This window comes from Streptomyces sp. NPDC025806, from assembly GCF_055558275.1.
In genome coordinates this window covers 31720-55380 of record NZ_JBVHMU010000005.1, presented here as the reverse complement: position 1 = coordinate 55380, position 23661 = coordinate 31720, and the positions used below count along the sequence as shown (strand labels likewise).

22 protein-coding genes are annotated in these 23661 nt (G+C 73.9%); 6 read left to right on the top strand and 16 right to left on the bottom strand.

Annotated elements, in window-relative coordinates; translation table 11 throughout:
• Positions 1-80: 80 nt before the first annotated feature.
• Complete coding sequence (locus ACZ4E1_RS12980; RefSeq protein ID WP_467538673.1) at positions 81-866, top strand: SAM-dependent methyltransferase; 786 nt, start codon at positions 81-83, stop codon at positions 864-866.
• On the opposite strand, the gene ACZ4E1_RS12975 is transcribed toward ACZ4E1_RS12980, so the two are convergent.
• The 7 genes from ACZ4E1_RS12975 to ACZ4E1_RS12945 all read right to left on the bottom strand — a co-directional run bounded on the left by ACZ4E1_RS12975 (position 839) and on the right by ACZ4E1_RS12945 (position 8948).
• Positions 839-2806 (bottom strand): acetoacetate--CoA ligase, encoded by a 1968-nt coding sequence (locus ACZ4E1_RS12975; RefSeq protein WP_467538671.1) that lies wholly within the window; start codon positions 2804-2806, stop codon positions 839-841. The genes ACZ4E1_RS12980 and ACZ4E1_RS12975 overlap by 28 nt on opposite strands.
• A complete protein-coding gene (locus ACZ4E1_RS12970; RefSeq protein WP_467538669.1) occupies positions 2803-3402 on the bottom strand; it encodes an RBBP9/YdeN family alpha/beta hydrolase in 600 nt (199 codons plus the stop codon). Before ACZ4E1_RS12970 ends, ACZ4E1_RS12975 begins: the two co-directional genes overlap by 4 nt.
• Positions 3399-4688 (bottom strand): MFS transporter, encoded by a 1290-nt coding sequence (locus tag ACZ4E1_RS12965; protein ID WP_467538667.1) that lies wholly within the window; start codon positions 4686-4688, stop codon positions 3399-3401. Before ACZ4E1_RS12965 ends, ACZ4E1_RS12970 begins: the two co-directional genes overlap by 4 nt.
• Positions 4672-5553 carry a TauD/TfdA dioxygenase family protein gene (locus ACZ4E1_RS12960; RefSeq protein WP_467538665.1) on the bottom strand — a complete coding sequence of 294 codons (882 nt, stop codon included), beginning with the start codon at positions 5551-5553 and terminating at the stop codon, positions 4672-4674. Before ACZ4E1_RS12960 ends, ACZ4E1_RS12965 begins: the two co-directional genes overlap by 17 nt.
• 11 nt (positions 5554-5564) lie before the next feature.
• Positions 5565-6536, bottom strand: coding sequence for a quinone oxidoreductase family protein (locus tag ACZ4E1_RS12955; protein ID WP_467538663.1), 972 nt, complete (start codon positions 6534-6536; stop codon positions 5565-5567).
• 25 nt (positions 6537-6561) lie between these two features.
• Positions 6562-7620 carry a beta-keto acid cleavage family enzyme gene (locus ACZ4E1_RS12950; RefSeq protein ID WP_467538658.1) on the bottom strand — a complete coding sequence of 353 codons (1059 nt, stop codon included), beginning with the start codon at positions 7618-7620 and terminating at the stop codon, positions 6562-6564.
• 245 nt (positions 7621-7865) lie between these two features.
• Positions 7866-8948, bottom strand: a complete 1083-nt coding sequence (locus ACZ4E1_RS12945; protein WP_467538657.1) for an AraC family transcriptional regulator — start codon at positions 8946-8948, stop codon at positions 7866-7868.
• Positions 8949-9054: 106 nt separating this feature from the next.
• Between ACZ4E1_RS12945 and ACZ4E1_RS12940 the strand changes: the two genes are divergently transcribed.
• Complete coding sequence (locus tag ACZ4E1_RS12940; protein WP_467538655.1) at positions 9055-10077, top strand: TauD/TfdA family dioxygenase; 1023 nt, start codon at positions 9055-9057, stop codon at positions 10075-10077.
• A complete protein-coding gene (locus tag ACZ4E1_RS12935; RefSeq protein WP_467538653.1) occupies positions 10074-11642 on the top strand; it encodes a long-chain-fatty-acid--CoA ligase in 1569 nt (522 codons plus the stop codon). The genes ACZ4E1_RS12940 and ACZ4E1_RS12935 overlap by 4 nt, the downstream gene beginning before the upstream one ends.
• On the opposite strand, the gene ACZ4E1_RS12930 is transcribed toward ACZ4E1_RS12935, so the two are convergent.
• Positions 11614-12987 (bottom strand): hypothetical protein, encoded by a 1374-nt coding sequence (locus ACZ4E1_RS12930; protein WP_467538651.1) that lies wholly within the window; start codon positions 12985-12987, stop codon positions 11614-11616. The two genes, ACZ4E1_RS12935 and ACZ4E1_RS12930, sit on opposite strands and share 29 nt — an antisense overlap.
• A 113-nt stretch (positions 12988-13100) precedes the next feature.
• Between ACZ4E1_RS12930 and ACZ4E1_RS12925 the strand changes: the two genes are divergently transcribed.
• Entirely contained in the window at positions 13101-14345 is a 1245-nt protein-coding gene (locus tag ACZ4E1_RS12925) for a molybdopterin-dependent oxidoreductase (RefSeq protein WP_467538650.1), read from the top strand.
• Positions 14346-14686: 341 nt separating this feature from the next.
• Here the strand turns inward: ACZ4E1_RS12925 and ACZ4E1_RS12920 are convergent, their stop codons facing one another.
• From ACZ4E1_RS12920 to ACZ4E1_RS12910, 3 genes are all read right to left on the bottom strand, one after another.
• Positions 14687-15454, bottom strand: coding sequence for a class I SAM-dependent methyltransferase (locus tag ACZ4E1_RS12920; protein ID WP_467538647.1), 768 nt, complete (start codon positions 15452-15454; stop codon positions 14687-14689).
• Positions 15451-16068, bottom strand: a complete 618-nt coding sequence (locus tag ACZ4E1_RS12915; RefSeq protein WP_467538645.1) for a TIGR04282 family arsenosugar biosynthesis glycosyltransferase — start codon at positions 16066-16068, stop codon at positions 15451-15453. The genes ACZ4E1_RS12920 and ACZ4E1_RS12915 overlap by 4 nt, the downstream gene beginning before the upstream one ends.
• Before the next feature lie 215 nt (positions 16069-16283).
• A complete protein-coding gene (locus ACZ4E1_RS12910) occupies positions 16284-17000 on the bottom strand; it encodes a glycosyltransferase family 2 protein (RefSeq protein WP_467538643.1) in 717 nt (238 codons plus the stop codon).
• A 115-nt stretch (positions 17001-17115) separates the two neighbouring features.
• Here ACZ4E1_RS12910 and ACZ4E1_RS12905 point away from each other — a divergent pair, with 115 nt between their 5' ends.
• On the top strand, positions 17116-17859 hold the full coding sequence (locus ACZ4E1_RS12905; protein ID WP_467538641.1) for a response regulator transcription factor: 744 nt from the start codon (positions 17116-17118) through the stop codon (positions 17857-17859).
• A gap of 3 nt (positions 17860-17862) precedes the next feature.
• Positions 17863-18972: a sensor histidine kinase gene (locus ACZ4E1_RS12900; protein ID WP_467538639.1), complete on the top strand. Its 1110-nt coding sequence runs from the start codon at positions 17863-17865 to the stop codon at positions 18970-18972.
• Positions 18973-18980: 8 nt separating this feature from the next.
• Here the strand turns inward: ACZ4E1_RS12900 and ACZ4E1_RS12895 are convergent, their stop codons facing one another.
• The 5 genes from ACZ4E1_RS12895 to modA form a co-directional block, all read right to left on the bottom strand.
• Positions 18981-19982, bottom strand: coding sequence for an NAD-dependent epimerase/dehydratase family protein (locus ACZ4E1_RS12895; RefSeq protein ID WP_467538637.1), 1002 nt, complete (start codon positions 19980-19982; stop codon positions 18981-18983).
• Positions 19983-20051: 69 nt separating this feature from the next.
• Positions 20052-20471 carry a TOBE domain-containing protein gene (locus tag ACZ4E1_RS12890; protein ID WP_467539588.1) on the bottom strand — a complete coding sequence of 140 codons (420 nt, stop codon included), beginning with the start codon at positions 20469-20471 and terminating at the stop codon, positions 20052-20054.
• A 410-nt stretch (positions 20472-20881) separates the two neighbouring features.
• The gene (locus ACZ4E1_RS12885) at positions 20882-21985 is read right to left on the bottom strand and encodes an ABC transporter ATP-binding protein (RefSeq protein ID WP_467538635.1); all 1104 of its coding nucleotides are present in this window, start codon (positions 21983-21985) and stop codon (positions 20882-20884) included.
• The gene (modB, locus tag ACZ4E1_RS12880) at positions 21982-22833 is read right to left on the bottom strand and encodes a molybdate ABC transporter permease subunit (protein WP_467538633.1); all 852 of its coding nucleotides are present in this window, start codon (positions 22831-22833) and stop codon (positions 21982-21984) included. The genes ACZ4E1_RS12885 and modB overlap by 4 nt, the downstream gene beginning before the upstream one ends.
• Positions 22830-23654 carry a molybdate ABC transporter substrate-binding protein gene (modA, locus tag ACZ4E1_RS12875; RefSeq protein ID WP_467539587.1) on the bottom strand — a complete coding sequence of 275 codons (825 nt, stop codon included), beginning with the start codon at positions 23652-23654 and terminating at the stop codon, positions 22830-22832. Before modA ends, modB begins: the two co-directional genes overlap by 4 nt.
• Positions 23655-23661 lie beyond the last annotated feature (7 nt).

Here is a 23661-nt window from a genome sequence, read left to right as displayed (position 1 = left end):
GGTGACAACTCTGCGCAAGGGCCTGGCCAATGACATAATCGCCGGGTCCTTCACCGTCCGAGTACACGCTGGAGTCCGACATGACGGCACCGTCTTCGCCGAGCCGTATCGACACGAGCAAGCCGCATCCGGCGCGTGTCTACGACTGGCTCCTGGGCGGCAAGGACAACTATCCGGTCGACCAGGAGGTGGCCGAGAAGCTGCCGCCCGAGGCGCGGCACAACGCGATGCGCAACCGCGCCTTCATGCACCGCGCCGCCGCCTGGCTCGCCGAGAGCGGCATCGACCAGTTCCTCGACATCGGCACGGGCATCCCGACGAAACCGAACCTGCACCAGATCGTGCAGAAGATCGTGCCGTCGGCCCGGGTCGCGTACACGGACAACGACCCGATCGTGCTGCGGCACGCGGAGGCGCTCCTGGTGAGCAGTCGTGAGGGGGCCACGGACTACATCGAGGCCGATGTCCGTGACCCGGAGGGCATCCTCGCGCACGCCCGTACGTTCCTCGACTTCGAGCGGCCGATCGCCCTGTCGATGATCGCGCTGATGCACTTCATCACGGACGACGAGGACCCGTACGGCCTGACGCGCAAGCTCGTCGACGCCCTCCCCTCCGGCAGCTACCTGGTCCTCTCCCACGGCACCACGGACGAGCACCCGCACCTGGCGAGTTCGGTGAAGAACACGTACCGCAAGGGCGAGATCCCGCTGCGGATGCGGACCCGCGCCGAGGTCGAGCCGTTCTTCGAGGGCCTGGAGCTCGTCGAGCCCGGCCTGGTGACGGCGACGAAGTGGTACCGGTCGGAGCCCGCGCCGGCCGAGGAGCTGAGCGGCTTCTACGTGGGCGTGGCGCGGGTTCCGTAGCCGGACCGCGCGGCGAACTCCGCGAACCAGGGCAGCAGGTCGGGGCGGGTCACCGTGCCCTCGGCGACGACGTCGGCGGCGCGGGCCCCCTGAAGGATGCGTTTGACGGGCACCTCCAGCTTCTTGCCGGTGAGGGTGCGGGGCACGGCCTCGACGGGGACGATCACGTCGGGGACGTGCCGGGGCGACAGGTTCTGCCGGATCGCCGCGACGATCTCCGCGCGGAGGCTGTCGTCGAAGCGCTCCCCCGGCGCGGGCACGACGAACAGCGGCATCGCATAGCCGCCGTCCGGCAGTTCGGCGCCGATGACGAGGCTGTCGGCGACGCGCGGCAGCCGCTCGACGACCGCGTACAGGTCGGCGGAGCCCATGCGCACGCCCATGCGGTTGAGGGTGGCGTCGGAGCGTCCCGCGACCTCGACGGACAGGTCGGGGTGCAGGGTGATCCAGTCGCCGTGCCGCCACACGCCCGGATACACGTCGAAGTAGCCGGCTCGGTAGCGCTGATGGTCCGTGTCGCCGAGGAAGTGGAGCGGCATCGAGGGCAGCGGTGCGGTGACGACGAGTTCGCCCTGCTCGCCCACGACGGGCCGGCCGTCCGGGTCCCAGGCGTCGAGGGCGACGCCCAGGGCCGGTCCGGAGAGCCGCCCGGTGTGTTCGGGCAGCAGGTCCGAGTCGCCGGCGAGGACCGAGCAGATGTCGGTGCCGCCACAGATCGACTGGAGCCGGGCACCGGGCGCGAACTGCTCCCGGACCCAGTGCCAGGTGCTGTCGGGCATGGCCGAGCCGGTCTGCAGGACGGTGCGCAGCGCGCCGAGCCCGAGGTCGCGGGCCGGACGGGCGCCCGCCTTCTCGCCCGCCATCAGATAGGCGGCCCCGACGCCGACGACGGTGGCGCCGGTGCGTTCGGCGATGCGCCAGACCCCGTCGATGTCGGGGTGGGTGGGGCTGCCGTCGTAGAGGACGATCGTGCTGCCGTGCAGGAGACCCGCGACCATGAAGTTCCAGACCATCCAGCTGGTGGAGGTGTGGAAGAGGTAGCGGTCCTCGGGGCGCAGGCCGACGCCGAGGCCGAGCGCCTTGAGCAGTTCGACGACGATGCCGCCGTGGCCGTGGACGATGCCTTTGGGGACGCCGGTGGTGCCGGAGGACCAGAGGATCCACAGCGGGTGGTCGAAGGGGACGTCGGCGAAGACGAGCGGGGCGTCGCGGCCGGCGAGCGCGGACCAGTCGTGCTGGGTCACGTCCGGCCGGTCCGACCAGGCAGGACCCGCCGCGGACGCGTACAGGCGGTCGACGGCGACAAGGTGGCGGACGGTGGGCAGTCCCGCGAGGAGTTCGGCTGTCTGGGGGCGCCGGTCGTACTCCTTGCCGCCGTGGCGGTAGCCGTCCGCCGAGAAGAGGACCTTCGGTGCGGCCTGCCGGAGCCGGTCGAGGACGCCGGCGGTGCCGAAGTCCGGGGAGCAGACGGTCCAGGTGGCGCCGACGGCGGCGGTGGCGAGGAGTGCGACGACGGCCTGCGGCACGTTCGGCAGGTAGCCGGCGACGCGGTCGCCGGGGCCGACGCCGAGGTCGCGCAGCCCGGCGGCGACGCCCGCGACCTCGGCGCGCAGCCGCTCCCAGGGGATGTGTTCGGGTGCGCCGGTCTCGGAGACGGCGATGACGGCGGGCCGGGTGGCGTCGGCGCGGGTCAGGCACTGCCGGGCGAAGTTGAGGTGGGCGCCGGTGAACCAGGAGGCGCCGGGCATGGTCGCGTCGGCGAGGACCTCCTGGTACGAGCTGACGCGGTCGAGGCCGTAGAACTCCCACACGGCGGACCAGAAGCCGGGCAGGTCGTCGGTGCTCCAGCGCCACAGGGCGGCGTAGTCGGCGTGGACGAGGCCGCGTTCGCGGTGCAGCCAGGCCTGGAAGTCGGCGATGTTCGAGGCGGGGACGCTCACTTCACGGCCTCCCTCAGGGTGTGCGTGCGGCAGCCGAGTTCCTCCAGGAGGCGCAGGGCCTGCGGCCATTCCCCGTGGCCCGAGGCCGGGTTGAGGTGGCCGACGGGGCCGATGTCGACGAGGCGGCTGCCCCAGTCGACGGCCAGCGCGGCGACCTTCTCGGGGCGGGCGAGGGGGTCGTTCGTGCTGGCGGCGACGATGCTGGGGAAGGGCAGCCGGGCGCGGGCGACGGGCAGCCAGCCGTGGGCGCGCAGAGTCGCCGGGTCAGGGTGTCCTTCGGGGAGCGGGGTGTCGAAGTCGGGCGGGGTGGCGAGCAGGGCGCCCAGGACCGGGCGCTCGTGGGTGAGCGCCCAGTGGACGGTGGTGTGGACGCCGGCGCTGTGGGCGACGAGGACGACGGGCCCGGCGACCGAGGTGAGCGCCGCGTCGAGGGCGTCGACCTGGGCGGCGCGGCTGAGTCGCGCCTCGGTGAGCGGGGGGACGGTGACGGATCCGGGGAGCCTGACGGCGAGGCGGGTCTGCCAGTGGTCGGGGACGTGGTCGCGCAGTCCGGGGACGAACACGACTGTAGGAGCGGTCGTCGGATCGGGGGTCATGTGGGGAGCTCCGTCTTCGTGCGGGGTGCGGCCGGGGCGGCCGGGAGGAGGTCCGCGGCGTAGTGGCGGCGGCCGAGGGCGAAGGCGCCGGCGGCGACGAGGGAGACGAGCGGGATCGCACCGAGGGCGGCGTGCAGTCCGATGCGGTCGGCCAGCATGCCGGTGACGGCGGGGCCCGGTGCCAGGCCGAGGAGGCTGTTGGCGAGGGTGAGGGTGGCCATGGAGGTGGCGACGACGGCGGGCGGGGTCAGGCTCACCACCATGGCGGCGGCCGGTCCCGCGGTGGCGTTGGAGAGCAGGGTCCCGGCACCGATGAGCAGCAGCTGTCCGATGCCGGTGGGGAGTTGGAAACCGGCGGCGAGCAGGATCAGGGATCCGGTGCTGCACAGGATCGCGAGGGTCCACTTGTGGTGGGTGTCGCGGCGGCCGAGCCGGTCGCTGACGAGGCCGCCGCCGATCATGCCGACGCCGGTGACGAGGGCGAAGACGCCGGCGACAAGTCCGGCCTTGTCGGTGGACAGGCCGTAGGAGCGGTCGAGGTAGCTGGGCATCCAGGCGAGCAGGGACATGGCCAGGAACATCTGCAGTCCGCTGCCGACGTAGGCGCACCGTACGGACACGGAGGAGAAGAGGCGGGGCAGCAGGGCCCGCACCGGCCCCCCGGCGCCCGGTGCGGAGCCCATGTCCACGGTGGCGCGGGCCAGGCGGCGTTCGGTGACGACCACGCTGTAGACCGCGGCGAGGACGAGGCCGAACAGGCCCATGACGGCGAACGTCCAGCGCCAGCCCAGGTGTTGGGCGACGACACCGCCGACGGAGACGCCGAGGACGGAGCCGAAGGCGCCGCCGGCGATGAACGCGCCGGACAGGGTGGCCCGCAGGGTCGCGGGGAACACGCTGATGACCACGGCGACCCCGACGCTGCCGTACGCGGCCTCGCCGACGCCGACCATGAACCGGCCGAGGAACATCTGGCCGAAGCTCGCGGCGACGGCGCAGCCGATGGTCGCGAGGCTCCACACGACGGCGGCGAGGACGAGGCTGCGGACGCGGCCCCAGCGGTCGGCGAGCAGGGAGAGGGGGAAGGTGAGCACGCCGACCATGAGGGCGACGATCCCGCTCAGCGAGCCCAGTTGGGCGTCGGAGAGCATCCACTCGGCCTTCAGCAGCGGGAACACCGCGTTGAGGACCTGCCGCGACATGTAGTCGGAGAGCAGCAGGCCGAAGCTGAGGCCGAACACGACCCACGCGTAGCCGCGGGTCGTCCGCTCACTCGGGCCGGTCACCGGCGATCCCCGCGCGCTCCATCTTGCGGACGGCGGGCCAGTAGTCCTGGACCGCGTAGTGCTGGGTGGAGCGGTTGTCCCAGATGGCGACGCTGTTCGCGGTCCAGCGCCAGCGGACCTGGTACTCGGGGACGGCGGCCTGGCTGATGAGGTAGTTCATCAGGAGGTTGGCGCCGGGGGCGTGGTCCTGGCCGAAGCGGACGTTGTCGGGGGTGTGGTGGTTGACGAAGTGGGTGGTGAAGGCGTTGACGAAGAGGATCTTCTCGCCGGTCTCGGGGTGGGTGCGCACGACCGGGTGTTCCGGGTCGGGATAGCGCTCCTTGAGTCGGTGACGTTCCTCCGGAGGCAGCGCGGCGCCGAAGCTGGCCTCGATGCTGTGCCGGGCGCGCAGGCCGGCGATCTGGGTGCGGATGTGCTCGGGGAGGCGGCGGTAGGCCTCGGCCATGTCGACCCAGATGGTGTCGCCGCCGACCTCGGGGGTCTCGACGCAGCGCAGGACGGCGCCCATGGGCGGGCGTTCGCGCCAGGTGGCGTCGCAGTGCAGCGCGTTCTCGTAGTGCTCGGGCTTGCTGTCGAGGTCCTTGTAGATGCGGACGAGTCCGGGGTGCTCGGGGTCGCTGCCGAGGACGGGGTGGTCCTCCAGGGGGCCGAGGCGGGAGGCGAAGGCGACGTGGTCGGCGCGGCTGAGGTTCTGGTCGCGCAGGAACAGCACCTTGTGGCGGAGCAGGAGCTGCCTGATCTCGGCGAACAGGGCGTCGTCGTGGACGGCGTCGGCGAGCTGGACGCCGTGCAGTTGGGCGCCGAGGGTGCAGGTCAGGGGCTCCGCTTCGATCCGGGTGCGGACGGCGGTGGGCGTCTGCGTCATGTGCGCGCTCCTCAGGGGATCAGGACGGAGGAGCCGGTGGTGAGACCGGACTCCAGGGCGCGGTGGGCGGCCACCGCGTCCGTCAGGGAATAGCGCTGGTCGATACGGATGCGGATCCGGCCGCTGCGGACGTGGGCGAAGAGCTCGCCGGCGAGCGCGTCGCGTTCGGCGGGGTCGGCGATGTAGTCGGCGAGGGCCGGGCGGGTCACGAACAGGGAGCCGTGGATCGCGAGTTGCATGGCGTCCAGGGGCGGGACGCCGGAGGCGGTGCCGAAGCAGACGAGGAGTCCGCGGCGGCGCAGGGAGGCCATGGATCCGGCGACGGTGTCCTTGCCGATGCTGTCGAGGACGAGCGGGACGCCTTCGCCGCCGGTGAGTTCGCGGACGCGGGCGGCGACGTCCTCCTTGCGGTACAGGACGGTGTGGTCGCAGCCGTGGGCGCGGGCGAGGGCGGCCTTCTCCTCGGTGGAGACGGTGCCGATGACGGTGAGGCCGAGGAGTTTGGCCCACTGGCAGACGATGAGGCCGACGCCGCCGGCCGCGGCGTGCAGCAGGATGGTGTCACCCGGCTTGAGGGGGTGGATGCGGCGCAGCAGGTAGGCGGCGGTGAGGCCGCGCATCGTCATGGCGGCGGCGGTCTCGCAGTCGATGCCGTCGGGCAGCTTGATCAGGGGTGCGGCGTCCATGACGCGGGCGGTGCTGTAGGCACCGAGCGGGCTGCCGGTGTAGGTGACGCGGTCGCCGGCGTTCAGGTGGGTGACGCCGGGGCCTACGGCTTCGACGACGCCGGCTCCCTCGACGCCGAGGCCCGCGGGGAGCGGGGCCGGGTACAGGCCCGTACGGAAGTACGTGTCGGCGAAGTTGAGGCCGACGGCCTCGTGCCGGACGCGGACCTGGCCGGGGCCGGGGTCGCCGACCGTGACGCTTTCGAGGCGCAGGACCTCGGGGCTGCCGGTCTCGTGGAAGCGGATGGCGTGTGCCATGGGGTTCTCCCTGGGGTCCGGCGGGTCAGCGGGGGGTGTCGCGGAGCATGAAGCCGCGCTGTCCGGGGCGCCGGTTGGGGACCATGCCGAGCCGGGCGAGGGTCTCGTCGGTGTCGGTGTAGTACTCGCCGATGTGGTAGATCTCCTTGGCCTCGGCGCCGGTGGCGACGTCGCGGCCGAGGGTGTGCGCGATCTGCGCCATCTGCTCGACCTGGCGCACGGAGCTCATGCGCTCGCCCTTGCGGGCCCACAGGTTGTCCTCGTTGCCGACGCGGACGTGGACGCCGAGGGCGATCGCGATGGCGTTCATGGGGGCGACGGCGCGCATGGAGGACTCGATGGTGAGGACGGCTCCGTCGGGGACGCGGCGCACGAACTCGATGAGGTCGGCGGGGTGCCGGCCGGCGAAACCGCCGCCGATCGCGACGTAGTTGAGGACGAGCGGGCCGGTGTACTCGCCGCTGCGGATGAGGCGTTCGACGGTCTCCAGCTGGGCCAGGGTGGCGAGTTGGAAGTGGGGCTGGATGCCGCTCGCGCGCAGCCGCCGCAGGTGTTCGAGGTAGAAGTCGGGGCCGGCCTCGACGACCATGTCGCGGTAGGCCTGGTAGTAGTCCGGCTTGGCGATGGAGGTGCCGGCCAGGTCGTCGTCGGTCATGATCTCGACGATGTTCATCTGGCTGGTGTTGATGGCGATGGTCACCTGGTCGGGGCGCGGGTCGAGATCGGCGAGCAGGTGGCGGGTGTCGTAGCTGAGCCACTTGGCCTCGGAGCCCTCGTCCTCGGGGGCGAAGGAGATGGATCCACCGATCTGCAGGACCATGTCGGGCACGGCCTCGCGCAGCCGGCCGATGAGCTCGTTGAACTTGGACATGCGCTTGGAGCCGTGTCCGTCGAGTTCGCGGACGTGGATGTGGAGCACGGTGGCGCCCGCGTTGTAGCAGTCGACGGCGGCTTGGACGTGCTCGTCCATGGTCAGGGGCAGGTCGTCGGCGTCGCCGGGCAGCCACTCGGGGCCGTAGGGAGCGGCCTGGATGACCAGCTTCTCCTGGTTCTCGGGCAGCAGGGAGTCGTCGAGGAAGTGCATGGCAGTCTCCTGGAACGGGGCGGCGGGCGGTGGCGCCGGAAACGGTCGCGGCCGGGCCCGACGCGTGCTGGGAGCGGGGACACCGGGTGGTGACTGCTTCGGTGTCGCTCGCGGTACCGCCACGTTAAGAGCGGGTTACCGGCCGCGCTTCACCCGAGGAGACACAAGACTTGCCCGTTCGGGACAGGGCGGGGACAGGGCGGGGACCAGGTCCGGGACTGGTTCGGGACTGGTTCGGGACAGGCTCAGTCGGCGGCCTGGTCGCCGCCGGCCGTGTGCCGGCTGCGCCAGTCCCGGGCGCTGGTGCCGAACTGCTCGCGGAACCAGCGGGAGAAGGCGCTCGGGGCGGAGAAGCCGAGCAGGCCGGAGATCTCGGTGAGCGAACGGCTCGGGTTGGCGACGAGCTGCTCGGCGAGTTGCGTGCGGGTGGCGTTGACGAGTCCGGAGAAGGTCTCGCCGGTCGTGGCGAGATGCCGGTGGACGGTCCTGCGGTCGACGCCGAGACTGCCCGCCACCTGTTCGACAGAGCAGCGCCCGGTGGGCAGCAGCACCTCGATGAGTTCGCGGACCCGGTCCCGCTCCGTCGTGTCCGTGGTGACGGCGAGGGACTCGAAGTACTGGCGGGCGTAGTCGCGCAGGAGCGGGTCGGAGAGCTTGTTCGGGGTGTCGAGCTCGGCGGCGTAGAGGACGACGCCGGTGAACTCGCGGTCGAACTCGACGACGGGGCCCAGGAGTCGGCGGTGGGTGCTGAGGTCGCGGGGCGCGGCGTGCGTGAAGCACACGGAGACGGGCTGCCAGCGCGGGCCGAGGAACTCGCGCAGGAATCCGATGAAGGTACCGACGGCCAGCTCGACGGCCTGGCGCGACTCGTGGAACTCGCCGAGTTCGAGTCCGACGCGCACGGTCGCGAGCCCGTTGGCCTCGGTGAGGCGGCTGCGGAGCATCTCGTTGTACACGCGCTCGTGGCGCACCAGGAGGGCGAGGGCGCTGCGCACGTCGGGTTCCTCGCGCAGGACGAGGCTGATGGGGCCGAGGTTGGCGAAGCGGCGCCGCTCGGCGAGAAGGAGTCCGAAGTCCTCGCGGCGGGCGGCGGCGGCGGAGAGTTCGAGGAGCCGGGTGACGGCGTCGCCGGACACCCAGCGGTCCTGGGCGGCGAGGCCCACGGGGTCGAGGCCCACCCGTTTCATGAGGGCGCGCGGGTCGATGCCGACGGACTGGCTGAGCTCGACGTAGCTGCTCAGCGCGGCGTTGCGGACCAGGGGCTTCATCGCGCACTCCGGGGCTCGGTCCTGGATGTCGGTCCTGCCGCGCGGCACGGTGCTCCGCACGGGACCTGTCCCCAACTGATAAGTGATCTGCCCCGTGAGGTCAAGCGATGCGGCAGACCGTGACCTAGCGTGGCACCACCCCGACGCCCCTCGAAAGGAGCCGGCCGTGGGCCTCTCGTCAGCCGCCGCCCTCGCAGTTCCCTGCCGCGGCCCCGCCCTGTGGACGGGACCGGAGCCGGCCGCCTCCGGAGCCTGGCTGCGCTGTCCGACACCCAGGCAGCTCGCCGAGCTCGCCCTCGCCGTGCGCACGGTCCGCACCCGGGGCACCCCGCTGCTGCGCGTGACCGCCGAGCAGTTCCCCGCCCCGGCCTGGCACCCCGAACACGCTTCCATCGCCGATGAGTTGGCGCACGGCTGCGGGTTCGCGGTCGTGCGCCGCATTCCTGTGGAGGGCTTCCGTCCCACCGAGCGGGAGCAGCTGCTGTGGGGGCTCGGCCGGCATCTCGGCACACCGGTCTCGCAGGATGTGACGGGCCACATGCTGGGCCGCCTGCCCGTCGCCGGTCCGGCCGCCCCCTCCCCCGGAGCCTTCCGTACCGACGAGGCGGACACGACGGCCCTGCTGTGTCTGCGTCCCGCGCGGGCGTCCCTGGTCAGCTCGGCGGCGCTGCACAACGCCGTGCTCGAGCGCCGGCCCGAGCTGCTCGACCGTCTGTACCGCACCCATCACCTGGATCGCGGCCCGCGACTGCCCGCGCTCGCCGCGCCGCTCGCCCACCGCGCGGGGCCCCGCTTCAGCCTGCGCTACGACCGCCCTCGCATCGAGGCGGCGCAGGCCCGGCCCGGCGTGCCGCGCCTGACCCGCGAGGACGTCGAGCTGTTCGACCTCCTCGACGCGGCCGCCGCGTCCCCGGCCCTCCGCCTGGACCTGGACCTCTCCCCCGGCGATCTCCTGCTGCTCGCCAACCACGCGGTGCCGCACACGCTCACTTTCGCGGCTCCCCGCGCGACGACCCCGGAGGCCACCGCCGACGCCCTGCGCCTCTGGCTGACGCCGCATCAGCCGCCCGCTCTGCCTCCGGAGTTCTGGGGCGACACGGCGCGGGGCCCGCACGGGACGCGCGGCGGCGTCCCGCCCCGCGACGTGATCGCCCACCGCTCCCGCCCTCACGCAAAGGAACCCGCATGACCGCTCCTGACGCCCCGCACTCCTCCCGGTCCTCCCTGTCCGCGCTGCTCACCCGGTCCGCCTGCGCGCATGGCCACCGTACGGCGGTCCACGAGGGCACGGCCTCGCTCACGTACGCGCAGCTCGACAACCGGGCGGCACGGTGCGCCGCGCTGCTGCGGGCGCGCGGGCTGCGCCCAGGTGACCGGGTGGCGGTCGCGCTGCCGAACGTCCTGCGCTTCCCGGTCGTCTACTACGGCGCCCTGTACGCCGGGGCCGTGGTGGTGCCTCTGAATCCGCTGCTCAAGGCGGGCGAGCTGGAGTTCGCGCTGCGGGACAGCGGAGCGCGGCTCCTGGTGGCGGCGCCGGCCGGCGCGGACGAGGCCACCGAGGCGGTCGCGCGGGCCGGCGCCGCGTGCCTGGTCGCGGACCTGCAGACCTGGGACGGACTGCTGCGCGCGCAGGACCCGGCGGAGGGTGCTCCGGCGGACGCGGCCCCCGACGACACCGCGGTGATCCTCTACACGTCCGGCACCACGGGCACCCCCAAGGGCGCCGAACTCACCCACCGCAATCTGGTCACCAACGCCCTGACGACGTCCCGCACCCTGCTCCGGCTGACCCCGGACGACGTGCTCTTCGGCGGTCTCCCGCTGTTCCACGCGTTCGGCCAGACCTGCGCGCTCAACGCGGCGACGGCGGCGGGCGCCGCGCTGTCCCTGCTCCCCCGTTTCCAGCCGGACCAGGCCCTGGAGACGCTGCGGCGCGACGAGGTCACCGTTTTCCTCGGCGTGCCCACGATGTACACCGCGCTGCTGCGGGCGGGCGTCGGCCCGGCCCTGCCCCGGCTCAGGCTCGGCGTCTCGGGCGGCGCCTCGCTCCCCGTGGAACTGCTGCACGCCGCCGAACGCGAACTCGGGGTCACGGTCCTGGAGGGGTACGGCCTGTCGGAGACGTCGCCGGTGGCCTGCTTCAACCCGCCGGACCGGCCGCGCAAGCCGGGTTCGATCGGCCTGCCCGTCGAAGGCGTCGAGCTCTGTCTGTTCGGCCCCGACGGGCCGGTGACCCGGCCGGGCGAGGTCGGTGAGCTGGCGGTCCGGGGCGAGAACGTCATGAAGGGGTACTGGCGGCGCCCGGACGCCACCACCGCCGCCTTCCGGGACGGCTGGTTCCTCACCGGCGACCTGGCCCGGGTCGACGAGGACGGCTACCACTTCGTCGTGGACCGCAAGAAGGACCTGATCATCCGCGGCGGCTACAACGTCTACCCGCGCGAGATCGAGGAGGTCCTCTACACCCACCCCGAGGTCGTCGAGGCCGCCGTCGTGGGGGTGCCGCACCCGGACCTGGGCGAGGAGGTCGCGGCCGTGGTGACGCTCCGGACGGACCCGGGCCCGACGCCCAAGGAGCTCGTCTCGTACGTCAGGGAACGGGTCGCCGCCTACAAGTACCCGCGGATCGTGCGCGTCGCCGCGACCCTGCCGAAGGGGCCGACCGGGAAGATCCTCCGCCGCGAGATCGTCGTGGAGGACGACGTCTCCCGGACCGGAGCGCAGGTCACCACCCCGTCAGGAGCAGGTGGTTGACGAGCAGCGGCAGGGTCACCTGCGCGGCGAGCCAGGCGCGCGGGCGCGGGAGCAGGGCGCAGGCGGGAAGCAGCCAGAGGGAGAACGGCAGCCAGATGCGTTCCGTCTCCGCCTTGCTCATGCCGGACAGGTCGGCGATCAGCAGGGCCAGGAGCGCGGCCGTGACCAGCAGGGTCAGGCGGCGGTCGGCGGCGGGCTCCGCGCGGTCCGTCAGCGCGGCCACGGCACGGCGCAGGCCCGCGACCGTGGCCAGGCCGACGATCAGGACCGTGCAGGCGAGATTGGCCCAGACCCAGTAGCCGTACGGGCGGATGCCGCCCGCGCCCTGGTAGTAGCGCGTCACCAGCAGGCGGTACGCCTCCCACCAGTCGAACCCGGCGAGGGTGAACACCGTCGGCACGACCGCGCATCCGGCGAGCAGCAGGAGGAGCAGCGCGAGGCGCCGGCGGATCTCGTGCCGGCCGAGGAGCAGGACGGCCGCGCCGATGACGGCGACGAGGGTGAGGCCGTAGGAGAGGTAGCAGGTGAGGCCGTAGAGGAGGCCGGCGCCCGCGGCCCAGGCGATACCGCGGCCGGTGACCGCGAGAGCGAGGAGGGCGAGGGACCAGGCGGCGACGGCGGCGAAGTAGGCGTCGGCGGACGCGCCCATCCAGACGGCGCCCGGAGCGGCCACGAGGAAGGGGGCCGCGCGGCGGGCCAGGGCCTCGCCGGAGAGGGCGCGCACGGCGATCAGGACGGCGACGCAGGCCGTGGCGCCGATGACGACGCACCACAGGCCGGCCCAGCCGCCGCCGCGGAGCCCGATCCGGTCGAGCAGCACGAAGGTGAGCGTGGCGCCCGGCGGGTGGCCCGCCGTGTGGGCGGGCCAGTGGTCGGGCGAGCCGAGCAGGATGTGGTGCGTGAAGTCCCGCAGGGTCGCGGGGATGTCGTGGAAGCGGTCGACGGCCTGGAGGTATTCGTAACGGGTGGTGAGCCGTACGGCGATGCCGCGGTGCCAGCCGTCGACCAGGGCCAGGGAGAGGATCCAGGCGGTGGACGCCGCCCAGGCGCCGGGGAGCAGGATCCGCCAGGGCAGCCGGGCGGCGAGGGCGGGTCCGTACGCCACGAGGAGGCCCGCGAGCACCAGGGCGGGGACGGTTCCGGGGCCCGTGTGGGGCAGCCAGTTCGCGTACAGCGGCGGCCAGCCGACGTGCAGCGTGCCGTACGTCCCCTCGATGTGCCGGCCGACGAGCACGGCCGCCACCACGAGGAGGGCCGCGGCCGTGGCCGCGACGAGGTCGAGCCGGTCGCGGCGGGGGTCGGGGGCGAACGCGGTGGGCGGGCCGGAGGGTTCGGTGCGGGTCACACCGGCACGCTAGGCCGTGCGGCGGTGCGCCGGTCGTCTCCCGGGCCGGACGTCAGCGTTTCGTCATGGGTCGCAGCGGCCTCGCGGGGTGGGTCGCGGCCTACGGTCGGGGCATGCGCGACAGATCTCCCTCGTCCCCCGCGTTCTGGCGCAGCCCCCTGCGCGGCCCCCGGTTCACCTCGGTGCTCGGTCTCGTCCTGCTCGTCGGCGTCACCGTGCTGTTCGTGACCGGGCTCGTGTCGTACGCGGCGTACAACCCGGACCTGGCTCCGGTGAACGACAAGACCCCCGACAAAGGGATCCTCGGCTTCTACCTGTTCGACTGGCCGACCGATCCGCACTGGCTGTACCGGCTCACGCAGGGCGTGCACGTCACGCTCGGCGTCACGCTGATCCCCGTCCTGCTGGCGAAGCTGTGGTCGGTAGTGCCACGGCTCTTCACGCTCCCGCCCGTCCGGTCCGTCGCACACGGCCTGGAGCGGCTGTCGCTGCTGCTCCTGGTCGGCGGCGGCCTGTTCGAGTTCGCGACGGGTGTCCTGAACGTGCAGCTCGACTACGTGTTCCCGGGCTCGTTCTACCCGCTGCACTTCTACGGGGCCTGGGTGTTCTTCTCCGCCTTCGTGGTCCACGCCGTGCTGAAGGTGCCGGCGGCCGTGCGGAACGTACGGCGCATGCGCGCGGGGACGGAGGAGGTGGACGATCCGGCCGGGCTCGTGGCGCCGTCGCCGGACCCGCCCACGATGTCCCGGCGCGGGGCGCTGTGGTTCGTCGGCGGCGGCTCCGCGCTGCTGTTCGGCACGACCGTCGGGCAGAACTTCGACGGGCCGCTGCGCCGTACGGCCCTGCTCGCCCCGCACGGCGGCGCGGATCCCGGGACGGGACCGAACGGGTTCCAGATCAACAAGACGGCCGCACGCGCCGGGATCGACGCGGTGGAGGCGAGCGATCCGGCGTGGCGGCTCACGGTGGTCGGGCGGGGCGGGACGGTGCGGCTCGACCGGGCTGCGCTCGCGCGGCTCGCGCAGCACAGTGCCGCGCTGCCCATCGCGTGCGTGGAGGGCTGGTCGACGTCCGACCAGTGGTGGCGGGGGGTCCGGCTGCGGGATCTCGCGGCGCTCGTGGGCCACGAGGACGATCCGCCGGGCGTGTTCGTCGAGTCGCTCCAGCGCCACGGGGCGTTCCGGCACGCCGCGTTGAGCGCGTCCCAGGTCGCCGACCCGCGCTCACTGCTCGCGCTCCAGGTGAACGGCGAGCCGCTGTCCGCCGACCACGGCGCTCCGGCCCGGGTCATCGTTCCCGCCGCGCCCGGTGTGCTCAACACCAAATGGGTGGCCCGGCTGACCTTCGGAAGGCTGTGATTCCCGGTGACCGAGAGGAAATGGATCCCCCGGCAGAGGATCCCGCTGGGCAGCCCGCTCACCCTGCTGCTCCTGCTGTGCTCGTTCGCGCTGGCCGGGTACGCCGGGGTGCGGCTCTTCTCCGGTGACTGGTTCGGTGTCGCCCTGTGGGTCGTGGGCGCGGCCCTGCTGCACGATCTGGTGCTGCTGCCGCTCTACACGGCCGCCGACCGCGTGCTCGTGCGGGCCTTCGGTGCGGCGGGCCGGCGCACGTGGGTCGGTTACGTGCGGGTGCCGGCCGCGCTGTCGTGCCTGCTGCTGCTCGTGTGGTTTCCGCTCATCACCGGGAGGACGGCCCGGCGTTACGCGCTGACGACGGGCCGTTCGGCGGACGTGTTCCTCGGCCGCTGGCTGCTGATCACCGCGGCACTGTTCGCGGCGTCCGCGCTGGTGTGGGCGGTGCGGGCGGTGCAGGCGCGCAGGGCGACGAAGCTGCGGCCACCCGCCTCCCACTGAGCGGTGGCGCGCAGGCCCGCCTCGTTCGCGTACCGGAGCAGGGCGGGCGTGCCGAGGCGGGCCCAGGGGAACGGGGGCCCTGGGGCGCGTCCGGGGGTGTCGGTGACCTCGACCTCGGCGCGTTCGTCCACGTCGACGGGTGCCGTCTCGGCGATCAACAGGCCGTCGGGGGCGAGGAGTCGGGCCGTGCGGTGGAGCAGGGCGTACGGGTCGCCGCCGATGCCGACGTTTCCGTCCATCAGGAGGACCGTGCGCCAGCGGCCTTCGCCGGGCAGCGGGTCGAAGACGGAGCGGTGCAGGGCGGGGCCGCCGAGCCGTGTCGTGCGTTCGACGGCGGTCGGGCTCACGTCGATGCCGAGGACGGTACGGCCGCGAGCGGCGAGTTCGGCGACGAGCCGGCCGGGCCCGCAGCCCACGTCGAGGACAGGGCCTTCGCAGCGGTCCAGGACGTCCCGGTCGACGGCGTCGGCGCGGGCGCACCAGCGTTCGACGTCGAGGGGCAGCAGCCAGCCGTCGGTACGGCGCAGGAACAGCGGGCCCGTGCCGGTGCGCAGCGCGGCGGTGTAGGGATCGGCCGCGGCCCAGGGTGCCGTCTCGGCGGGTGGCGCGCTCATCCGTGGGCTCGCGTCGTGCACCGGGCGAGACAGGCGGCGAACCGGCTGTCGGGGGCGAGTGCGGCCACCGCGGCGGCGTCGGCGGCCGTGTCGACGTCCCGCAGGGTCGGCAGGTCGCGGACGCGGAGTCCGGCGGCGCGCAGCCGTTCGCGTTGCACGGCTCCCGTGCGGGCCGTGGACATGGGCACGCCGCGCAGGAGCGCGGGGTCGGGGACGGCGAGGCCGAGGGCCCAGAATCCGCCGTCGAGCGCCGGGCCGAACCAGGCGTCGCAGTCGGTGAAGTCGACGGTGAGCAGCGCGGGGCTCAGCTGCGGGGTGTCCATGCCGACGAGCACAGCGGGCCCGTCGCACCCGGCGAAGGCGTCGGCGAGCCGTTCGTCGAGGCCGCCATCGCTCTGCGGCACGACGTCGAACCCGTCCGGCAGCCAGGGCCCCGGCTCCCCGTCGAGCACGAGCACGCGCCGCTCGGCGGGCGCGGCGGCCACCGCGCGCAGGGTGTCGCACAGGGCGGCCTCCGCGAGGGCAGCGGCGTCCTCGGGCGTGAACGGCGGCGTGAGCCGCGTCTTGACCCGGCCGGGGCGGGGTTCCTTGGCGATGACGAGAAGTGTGGTCACGGGGTGCGGCCTTCCGGGGCGGGGGCGGGGGTGGTGGTGTGGGCGGGGACGCGGCGCTCGTACCGGACGGCCTCGCACGCGGGGACGCGGGAACCGGGGCGCGGCTGCGCGGCCGGGAACGTGGGGCCGCGTTCCCGGCCCCGGCTGCTGGTCCGGGAACGCGGCCAGGGGACCAGGCCAGCGGGTCCCGCTCCGACTGGCGGCGGCGCCAGGGTTCACCGGGAGTGCCCTTCCGCGGCGGACGGCGTGGTCTCCGCGAGGACGCGGCTCATGTCGCGTACGGCCTGCCAGGTGCCCCGCCACGTGCCCGTCACCTTGGAGGCGCCGCTGCGCGGGCGGTACGGCACGTCGTGCTCCGTGACGCGCCAGCCCGCGTCGGCGGCGCGGACGACCATCTGCAGCGGGTAGCCGCTGCGCCGGTCGGTGAGGTCGAGAGAGAGCAGCTCGGTGCGGCGGGCGGCGCGCAGGGGGCCGAGGTCGTGCAGACGCAGACCCGTGCGGCGGCGCAGGAGACGGGCGAGGGCGAGGTTGCCGGCGCGGGCGTGCGGGGGCCAGGCGCCCCGGCGGGTGGGGCGGCGCCGGCCGAGGACGAGGTCGGCGCGTCCGGTGCGTACCTCCTCGACGAACGGGACGAGCAACGCGGGGTCGAGGGAGGCGTCACAGTCGCAGAAGCAGACGATGTCGGCGTCGGCGGCGAGCAGCCCGGCGTGGCAGGCCGCGCCGAAGCCCCGTACCGGTTCGGGCACGACGGTCGCGCCGAGGGAGCGCGCGAGCTCCGCGGAACCGTCGGTGGAGCCGTTGTCGACGACGAGGGCGCGCCAGCCGGGCGGGATGCGTTCGAGGACCCAGGGCAGCGCCGCGGCCTCGTCCAGGCAGGGCAGGACCACGTCGACGGACGGGGAGGGAGGGGATGGGGTCGTCACGGCTTTCACCCTACGAGCGCGATCCGGGCATTTCGGATGCGTGCTCCTTACGAAACACGGACGTCCGCCGGTGCGGGCCCGCCTGGGGTCGTCGTGCGCGCGGGCGCGGTGCGAGGCTGGCCCCATGCAGCAGTCACACGAGCTCACGGGCCACGCGGCGCCCACGGACCCGGCGCGGGTCCTGGTCGTCGACGACGATCCGACGGTCGCCGAGGTGGTGGCCGGATACCTGGACCGCGCGGGTTTCCTGGTGGAGCGCGCCGCCGACGGCCCCACGGCGCTGGCCCGCGCCACGGCCCGGCGCCCGGATCTGGTCGTGCTCGATCTGATGCTGCCCGGCATGGACGGCCTGGAAGTCTGCCGGCGGATCCGCGAGAGCGGTCCCGTGCCGGTCGTCATGCTCACGGCGCGGGGCGACGAGGACGACCGCATCCTGGGCCTGGAGGTCGGCGCCGACGACTACGTGACCAAGCCGTTCAGCCCGCGCGAACTGGTGCTGCGCGTCGAGTCGGTGCTGCGCCGGGCCCGCCCCCGTACGGGGCTGCGGCCGCTGCGGGCGGCGGGTCTCGCGGTGGATCCCGCGGCCCGCCGCGCCACCCGTAACGGCGTCGAACTGGCCCTGACCCTGCGCGAGTTCGACCTCCTCGCCTTCTTCCTGCGGCATCCGGGGCGGGCGTTCAGCCGGGAGGATCTGATGCGCGAGGTGTGGGGCTGGGAGTTCGGCGACCTGTCGACGGTGACCGTGCACATCCGGCGGCTGCGCGGCAAGGTCGAGGAGGATCCGGCCCGCCCGCGCCTGATCCAGACGGTGTGGGGCGTCGGCTACCGCTTCGAGCCGGACGGCACGCCCGGCGTCCAGGAGGCCTGAGCGATGCGCGACATCCTCCTCATCGCGCTGTACGCCTTCGCGGGCGCGGCGGCGACGGGTCTGGCCGGGGCGGCGTTGCTGCGGTGGACCCGGCGCCGGTCGCTGACCGCGTCGATGGCCGTGGTCGCGGCCGTCGGAGTGGTGGCGATGCTGGCGGGCACGCTGGCCGTCGCATGGGCGATGTTCCTGTCGCCGCACGACCTCACCGTCGTGACGACCGTGGTGGCGATGGCGGCCGTGGTGTCGCTGGCAACGGCCCTGCTGCTGGGCCGCTGGGTCGTCGCCCGCAGCCGTGAACTGGCCGTCGCCGCCCGCTCGTTCGGCGACGGCGGGGACTTCGCCGCTCCGGACCATCCGGCGACGGCCGAACTGGAGGCGGTGAGCCGGGAGCTGGCGGCGACCAGTGCGCGGCTCGCCGCGTCGCGGGAGCGCGAGCGTGCCCTGGAGACGTCGCGGCGCGAACTGGTGGCCTGGATCTCGCACGATCTGCGTACTCCTCTGGCCGGGCTACGGGCCATGTCGGAGGCGCTGGAGGACGGCGTCGCGGAGGACCCGGACCGCTATCTGCGGCAGATGCGCGCCGAGGTGGAACGGCTCAACGACATGGTCGGCGACCTCTTCGAACTGTCCCGCATCCACGCCGGCGCCCTGCCGCTCGCCCCGGCCCGCATGTCGCTGTACGACCTGGTCGGCGACGCGCTCGCCGGCGCGGATCCGCTCGCGCGGGAGCACGGGGTGCGGCTGGTCGGCGACGGGGTCGAGGCGGTGCCGGTGGAGGTCGACGGCAAGGAGATGAGCCGGGTGCTCGGCAATCTCCTGGTGAACGCGATCCGCCGCACGCCGGCGGACGGCACGGTCGCGGTCGCCACGGAGCGCTCCGCGGACGGTGTCGTGCTCTCGGTCACGGACGGCTGCGGCGGCATCCCCGAGGACGACCTCGACCGCGTCTTCGACACCGGCTGGCGCGGCACCCACGCACGGACGCCCCCTGCCGGGGCGGGCCTCGGCCTCGCGATCGTGCGCGGCATCGTGGAGGCCCACCGGGGCCGGGCCACGGTCCGCAACATCCCGGGGGGCTGCTGCTTCGAGGTGACCCTGCCGACGGCTTCGTAGGCGAGGCGTCAGGGGGCGCGCAGCTCGTCCCGGGCGAAGGCGCGCATGCCCGCCTCGAAGGCGACCGCCGGTTTCCAGCCCAGCTCGGCGCGGAGCCGCGCGGAGTCGGCGGTGATGTGCCGGACGTCGCCGAGCCGGTACTCCCCTGTCACCACGGGCTCCGGGCCACCGTGCGCGGCGGCCAGCGCGTGCGCCATCTCGCCGACGGTGTGCGGGTCGCCGCTGCCGGTGTTGTACGCGGTCAGGGCGCCCGGGGCGGTGTCGGCCTCCAGGGCGGCGAGGTTGGCGGCGGCGACATCACGGACGTGGACGAAGTCGCGGCGCTGCCGGCCGTCCTCGTAGACCCGCGGGGCCTCGCCGCGCGCGAGCGCCGAGCGGAAGAACGAGGCGACGCCCGCGTACGGGGTGTCGCGGGGCATCCGGGGGCCGTAGACGTTGTGGTAGCGCAGGGAGACGGCCGTGCCGCCGGTGGAGCGGGCCCAGGCGGCGGCGAGGTGTTCCTGGGCGAGTTTGGTGGCGGCGTAGACGTTGCGCGGGTCGGCCGGGGCGTCCTCGCCGATCAGGGCGGGTTCCAGAGCGGCGGCGCAGTGCGGGCAGCGGGGCTCGAAGCGGCCCGCGTCGAGGTCGGTGACCGTGCGGGGGCCGGGGCGGACGTCGCCGTGGTGCGGGCACGAGTAGCGGCCTTCCCCGTACACGACCATGGACCCGGCGAGGACGAGGTGCCGCACGCCGTGGTCGGCCATGGCGGCGAGGAGGACGGCGGTGCCGAGGTCGTTGCGGGACACGTACTCGGCCGCGTCGCGGACACCGTCGCCGAGCCCGACCCGCGCCGCCTGGTGGCAGACGGCGTCGACGCCGACCAGGGCGCGGGCGACGGCGTCCGGGTCGCGCACGTCGGCGCCGGGGTCCTCCCGCACGTCGTACACGAGGGGTTCGTGGCCGTGCGCGGCGAGCGCCTCGACGACATGGGACCCGATGAATCCGGCACCGCCGGTGACCAGTACACGCATGGCGCCACGCTAGGCGCGGCGGCGGCGCGGGGCACGGGACGCGGCCCGCACGTCACGGCTCCGTAAGACTCAGCCGGTCACGAGGGAGACCTCGGTCGACTTCATCAGGGCGACGACCGGTGTGCCCGTGGTGAGGGCGAGGTCGGTGACGGCGTCGGAGGTCACGGCCGCGGTCAGCTCGACGGACCCGGCTGCGACCTTGACGATGGCCATGGCCGGTCCCAGGGTGACGGAACTGACAGTGCCGGCGAGCCGGTTGCGGAGGGAGAGGCCCTCGACGGGGCCGATGGCGAGCGCGACCTCGGTGGACTTCACGAGCGCGGTGATCCGGGAGCCGACGGCGATGCCGAGCTCGGCGACGGCCTCGGCGGTGACGGCCGAGGTCAGCTCCTGCCCGCCGTCGAGGTGGATCCGGACGGTGGCCATGGCGGCGCCGGACGTGACGGCGGCGACGGTGCCGGGCAGTTGGTTGCGGATGCTCGTACTCAGGGTCATGACGGCGCGCCTCACGGGTGACGGGGTGTCGGACGTGGCCAAGGTAGCCGCGCCGCGGGACATAGCCGGTCAAGCGGGACGGACGTGTGTCGACGCCGACTTCATGTCACTGGACGCGGTGCTCCGCCGAGCACGGGCCCGGGTACGCGCCCGGCGGCCCGGAGCGCACATGCCGCGGCAGCTCACCGGGGGCCGCGCTCCGGACCTCGTCCGCGCATGGCCGCGCTCCGGACCTCGTCCGCGCATGGCCGCGCTCCGGACCTGGTACGCGCATTGCCGTCCCCGTCTGGCGAGGCGACACCCTACGCCGGCTCACCCTGACAGGCACCCGACGCGGCCTGCCCGCCGTCCACCGCCCCCGCCAACCGACACCTCCCATGCGCCGCGGGTCCCCCCGCCCCCCGTCACGCCGGATACGCGTGCGTCTGCGTGGCCTTCACCGTCGCCCAGGCCGTCGCCCCGGGGTGGAGGCCCAGTTCCGCGGCGGCGATCGTCGTGAGGTCGGCGGCGAGGGACAGGCCGCCGGTGAGGGCGACGCGGATCTGGTCGGCGTGGGTCTCCATGGTGGTGACCTCGCACTCCCACAGGTTGCGGGCGCTGGAACCGCTGGGGCGCTCGCGGTGCAGGGTGACGGCGCCGGGCGGGAACGCGACGAAGACGGGGCCGTGGAGGTCCTCGGTGGTGGTGATCTCCTGGCCGTCCTCGAGCCGGACGGCGTGTCCGTCGGCCTGCCCCCGGTAGAGGTTGAGGCCGACGAGCTGGGCGATGTAGTCGGTGCGGGGGCGGCGCGCGACGGCGGAGGGCGTGCCTTCCTGGACGACGCGGCCGTGCTCGACGACGACGAGCCGGTCGGCGAGCACCATGGCGTCGAGCGGGTCGTGCGTGACGAGCACGGCGACGGCCTCGAACTCGGCGAGGTGGCGGCGCAGCTGGGCGCGGACGTCGAGCCGGGTGCGGGCGTCGAGCGCGGCGAGGGGTTCGTCGAGGAGGAGCAGCCGGGGCCGGGTGGCGAGCGCGCGGGCGAGGGCGACGCGCTGGGCCTGGCCGCCGGACAGGCGCCGGGGCTTGGCTCCGGCGTGGTCGGTGAGGCCCATCCGTTCGAGCCATGTGTGGGCCTGCGCGCGGGCCTCGGCCTTGCTCGCGCCCTGGCAGCGCGGCCCGAACGCCACGTTGTCGAGCGCGCTGAGGTGCGGGAAGAGCAGGTAGTCCTGGAAGACGACGCCGACGGGGCGGGACTCGGGCGGGGTGGCGTCGAGCGGGACGCCGTCGAGCCGGAGGTGGCCGGTGTCGAGCGGGGTGAGGCCGGCGAGGGCGCGCAGGGCGGTGGTCTTGCCGGCGCCGTTCGGGCCGAGGAGGGCGACGACGTCGCCGGGCGCGGCGCTGAGGGCGACGTCGAGGCGGAAGCCGCCGCGGTCGACGACGAGCCGGGCGTCGAGCCCCTCGCCCCCGGGCTCCTCCCTGAGCGCGAGGGGCTCGTCGGCGTCGAGGGGCTTCTCGGTACGGGTCATGAGGCGGTCATCCAGCGGTCGCGCAGGCCCGCGAGGACCGCGATGGACACGGCGAGCAGGACCAGGCTGAGGGCGATGGCCGCCGCCGGGTCGCTCTGCAGGGCGAGGTAGACGGCGAGCGGCATGGTCTGGGTGCGGCCGGGGAAGTTGCCGGCGAAGGTGATCGTGGCGCCGAACTCGCCGAGCGCGCGGGCCCAGGCGAGGACGGATCCGGCGGCGATGCCGGGGGCGATGAGCGGCAGGGTGACGCGCCGGAACGCGGTGAACCGGGAGGCGCCGAGCGTCGTGGCGGCCTCTTCGTAGCGGGGGTCGGCGGCGCGCAGGGTGCCCTCGACGCTGATGACGAGGAAGGGCATCGCGACGAAGGCCTCGGCGACGATCACGCCGGTGGTGGTGAAGGGCAGGGTGACGCCGAACCAGGAGTCGAGGTACTGGCCGACGAGTCCGTTGCGTCCGAGCGCGGACAGCAGGGCGACACCGCCGACGACGGGCGGGAGCACGAGCGGCAGGGTGACGAGCGCGCGGACGAGGCCCCGCCCGGGGAACTCGGTGCGGGCGAGCAGCCAGGCCAGGGGGACGCCAAGCACGAGGCTGACGAGCGTCGCGGCCGTCGCGCACACCAACGACAGCTGGAGCGCCTGCCAGACCTCGGGGCTGGTGAGCTGCTCCGGCAGATCGCGCCAGGGCGCCCGCACGAGGAGGGCGATCAGCGGCACGACCAGGAAGGCGAGGCCGACGAGGGCGGGCAGCAGGAGGGGCAGGGGCGCGGTGCGGGTACGACGACGGCGCCGCGGACCACCCCCTGTGAGGGTGTCGGCCGCGGCGCCGGGCGTGCGGGGCTCGGTCACGGTGCGAGGAATCCGGCGGAGGTCAGCACCTTCTGGCCCTGGGAGGACCGGACGAGGTCGATGAAGGCCTTGGCCGCCTCGGAGTTGGGCGCCTTCTTGAGGAGGGCGATCGGGTAGTCGTTGATCGCGTCGGCGGACTCGGGGAACTCCACGCCCTCCACCTTGTCACCCGCGGCCTTCACGTCGGTCTTGTAGACGACGGCGGCGTCGGCCTCCTTGAGCTCGACCTTGGTGAGGGCGCTCTTGACGTCCTGTTCGTAGGAGACGGGGGTGAGCTTCAGCTTGCTCGCGTCGAGGGCCTTCTGGGCGGCGGTGCCGCACGGCACGGCCTTGTCGCACAGGACGACCTTCAGGCCGTCGGCGGTGAGGTCCTTGAGGGAGGAGACCTTGTGGGGGTTGCCCGGCAGGGTGGCGATCTCCAGCTGGTTGCGCACAAAGGTGGCCGGGTCGGCCGCGGCGCCCCCCGCGTCCGTGACGATCTTCATCGTCTTGGGGCTGGCGGCGGCGAACACGTCCGCCGGGGCGCCGCTGTTGATGCCCGCGGCGAGGCTGTCGCTGCCGCCGAAGTTGAAGGTGACGTGGGTGCCCGGGTGTTCCTTCTCGAACTGCTTGCCGAGCGTTGTGAAGCTCTCCTTGAGGGAGGCGGCGGCGAACACGTTCACGGTGCCGGACACCTTGCCCCCCGCCGACGCGGACGCGCCCCCGGCGTCCGACGCACCGGACGGATCGGCGGAGCCGCACGCGCTGAGCGTCAGCAGTGCGGCGGCGCCGAGGCCGGCGAGGGTCAGCGTGCGACGGGTCCGGCGCGCGGAACGAGGTATCACAGGT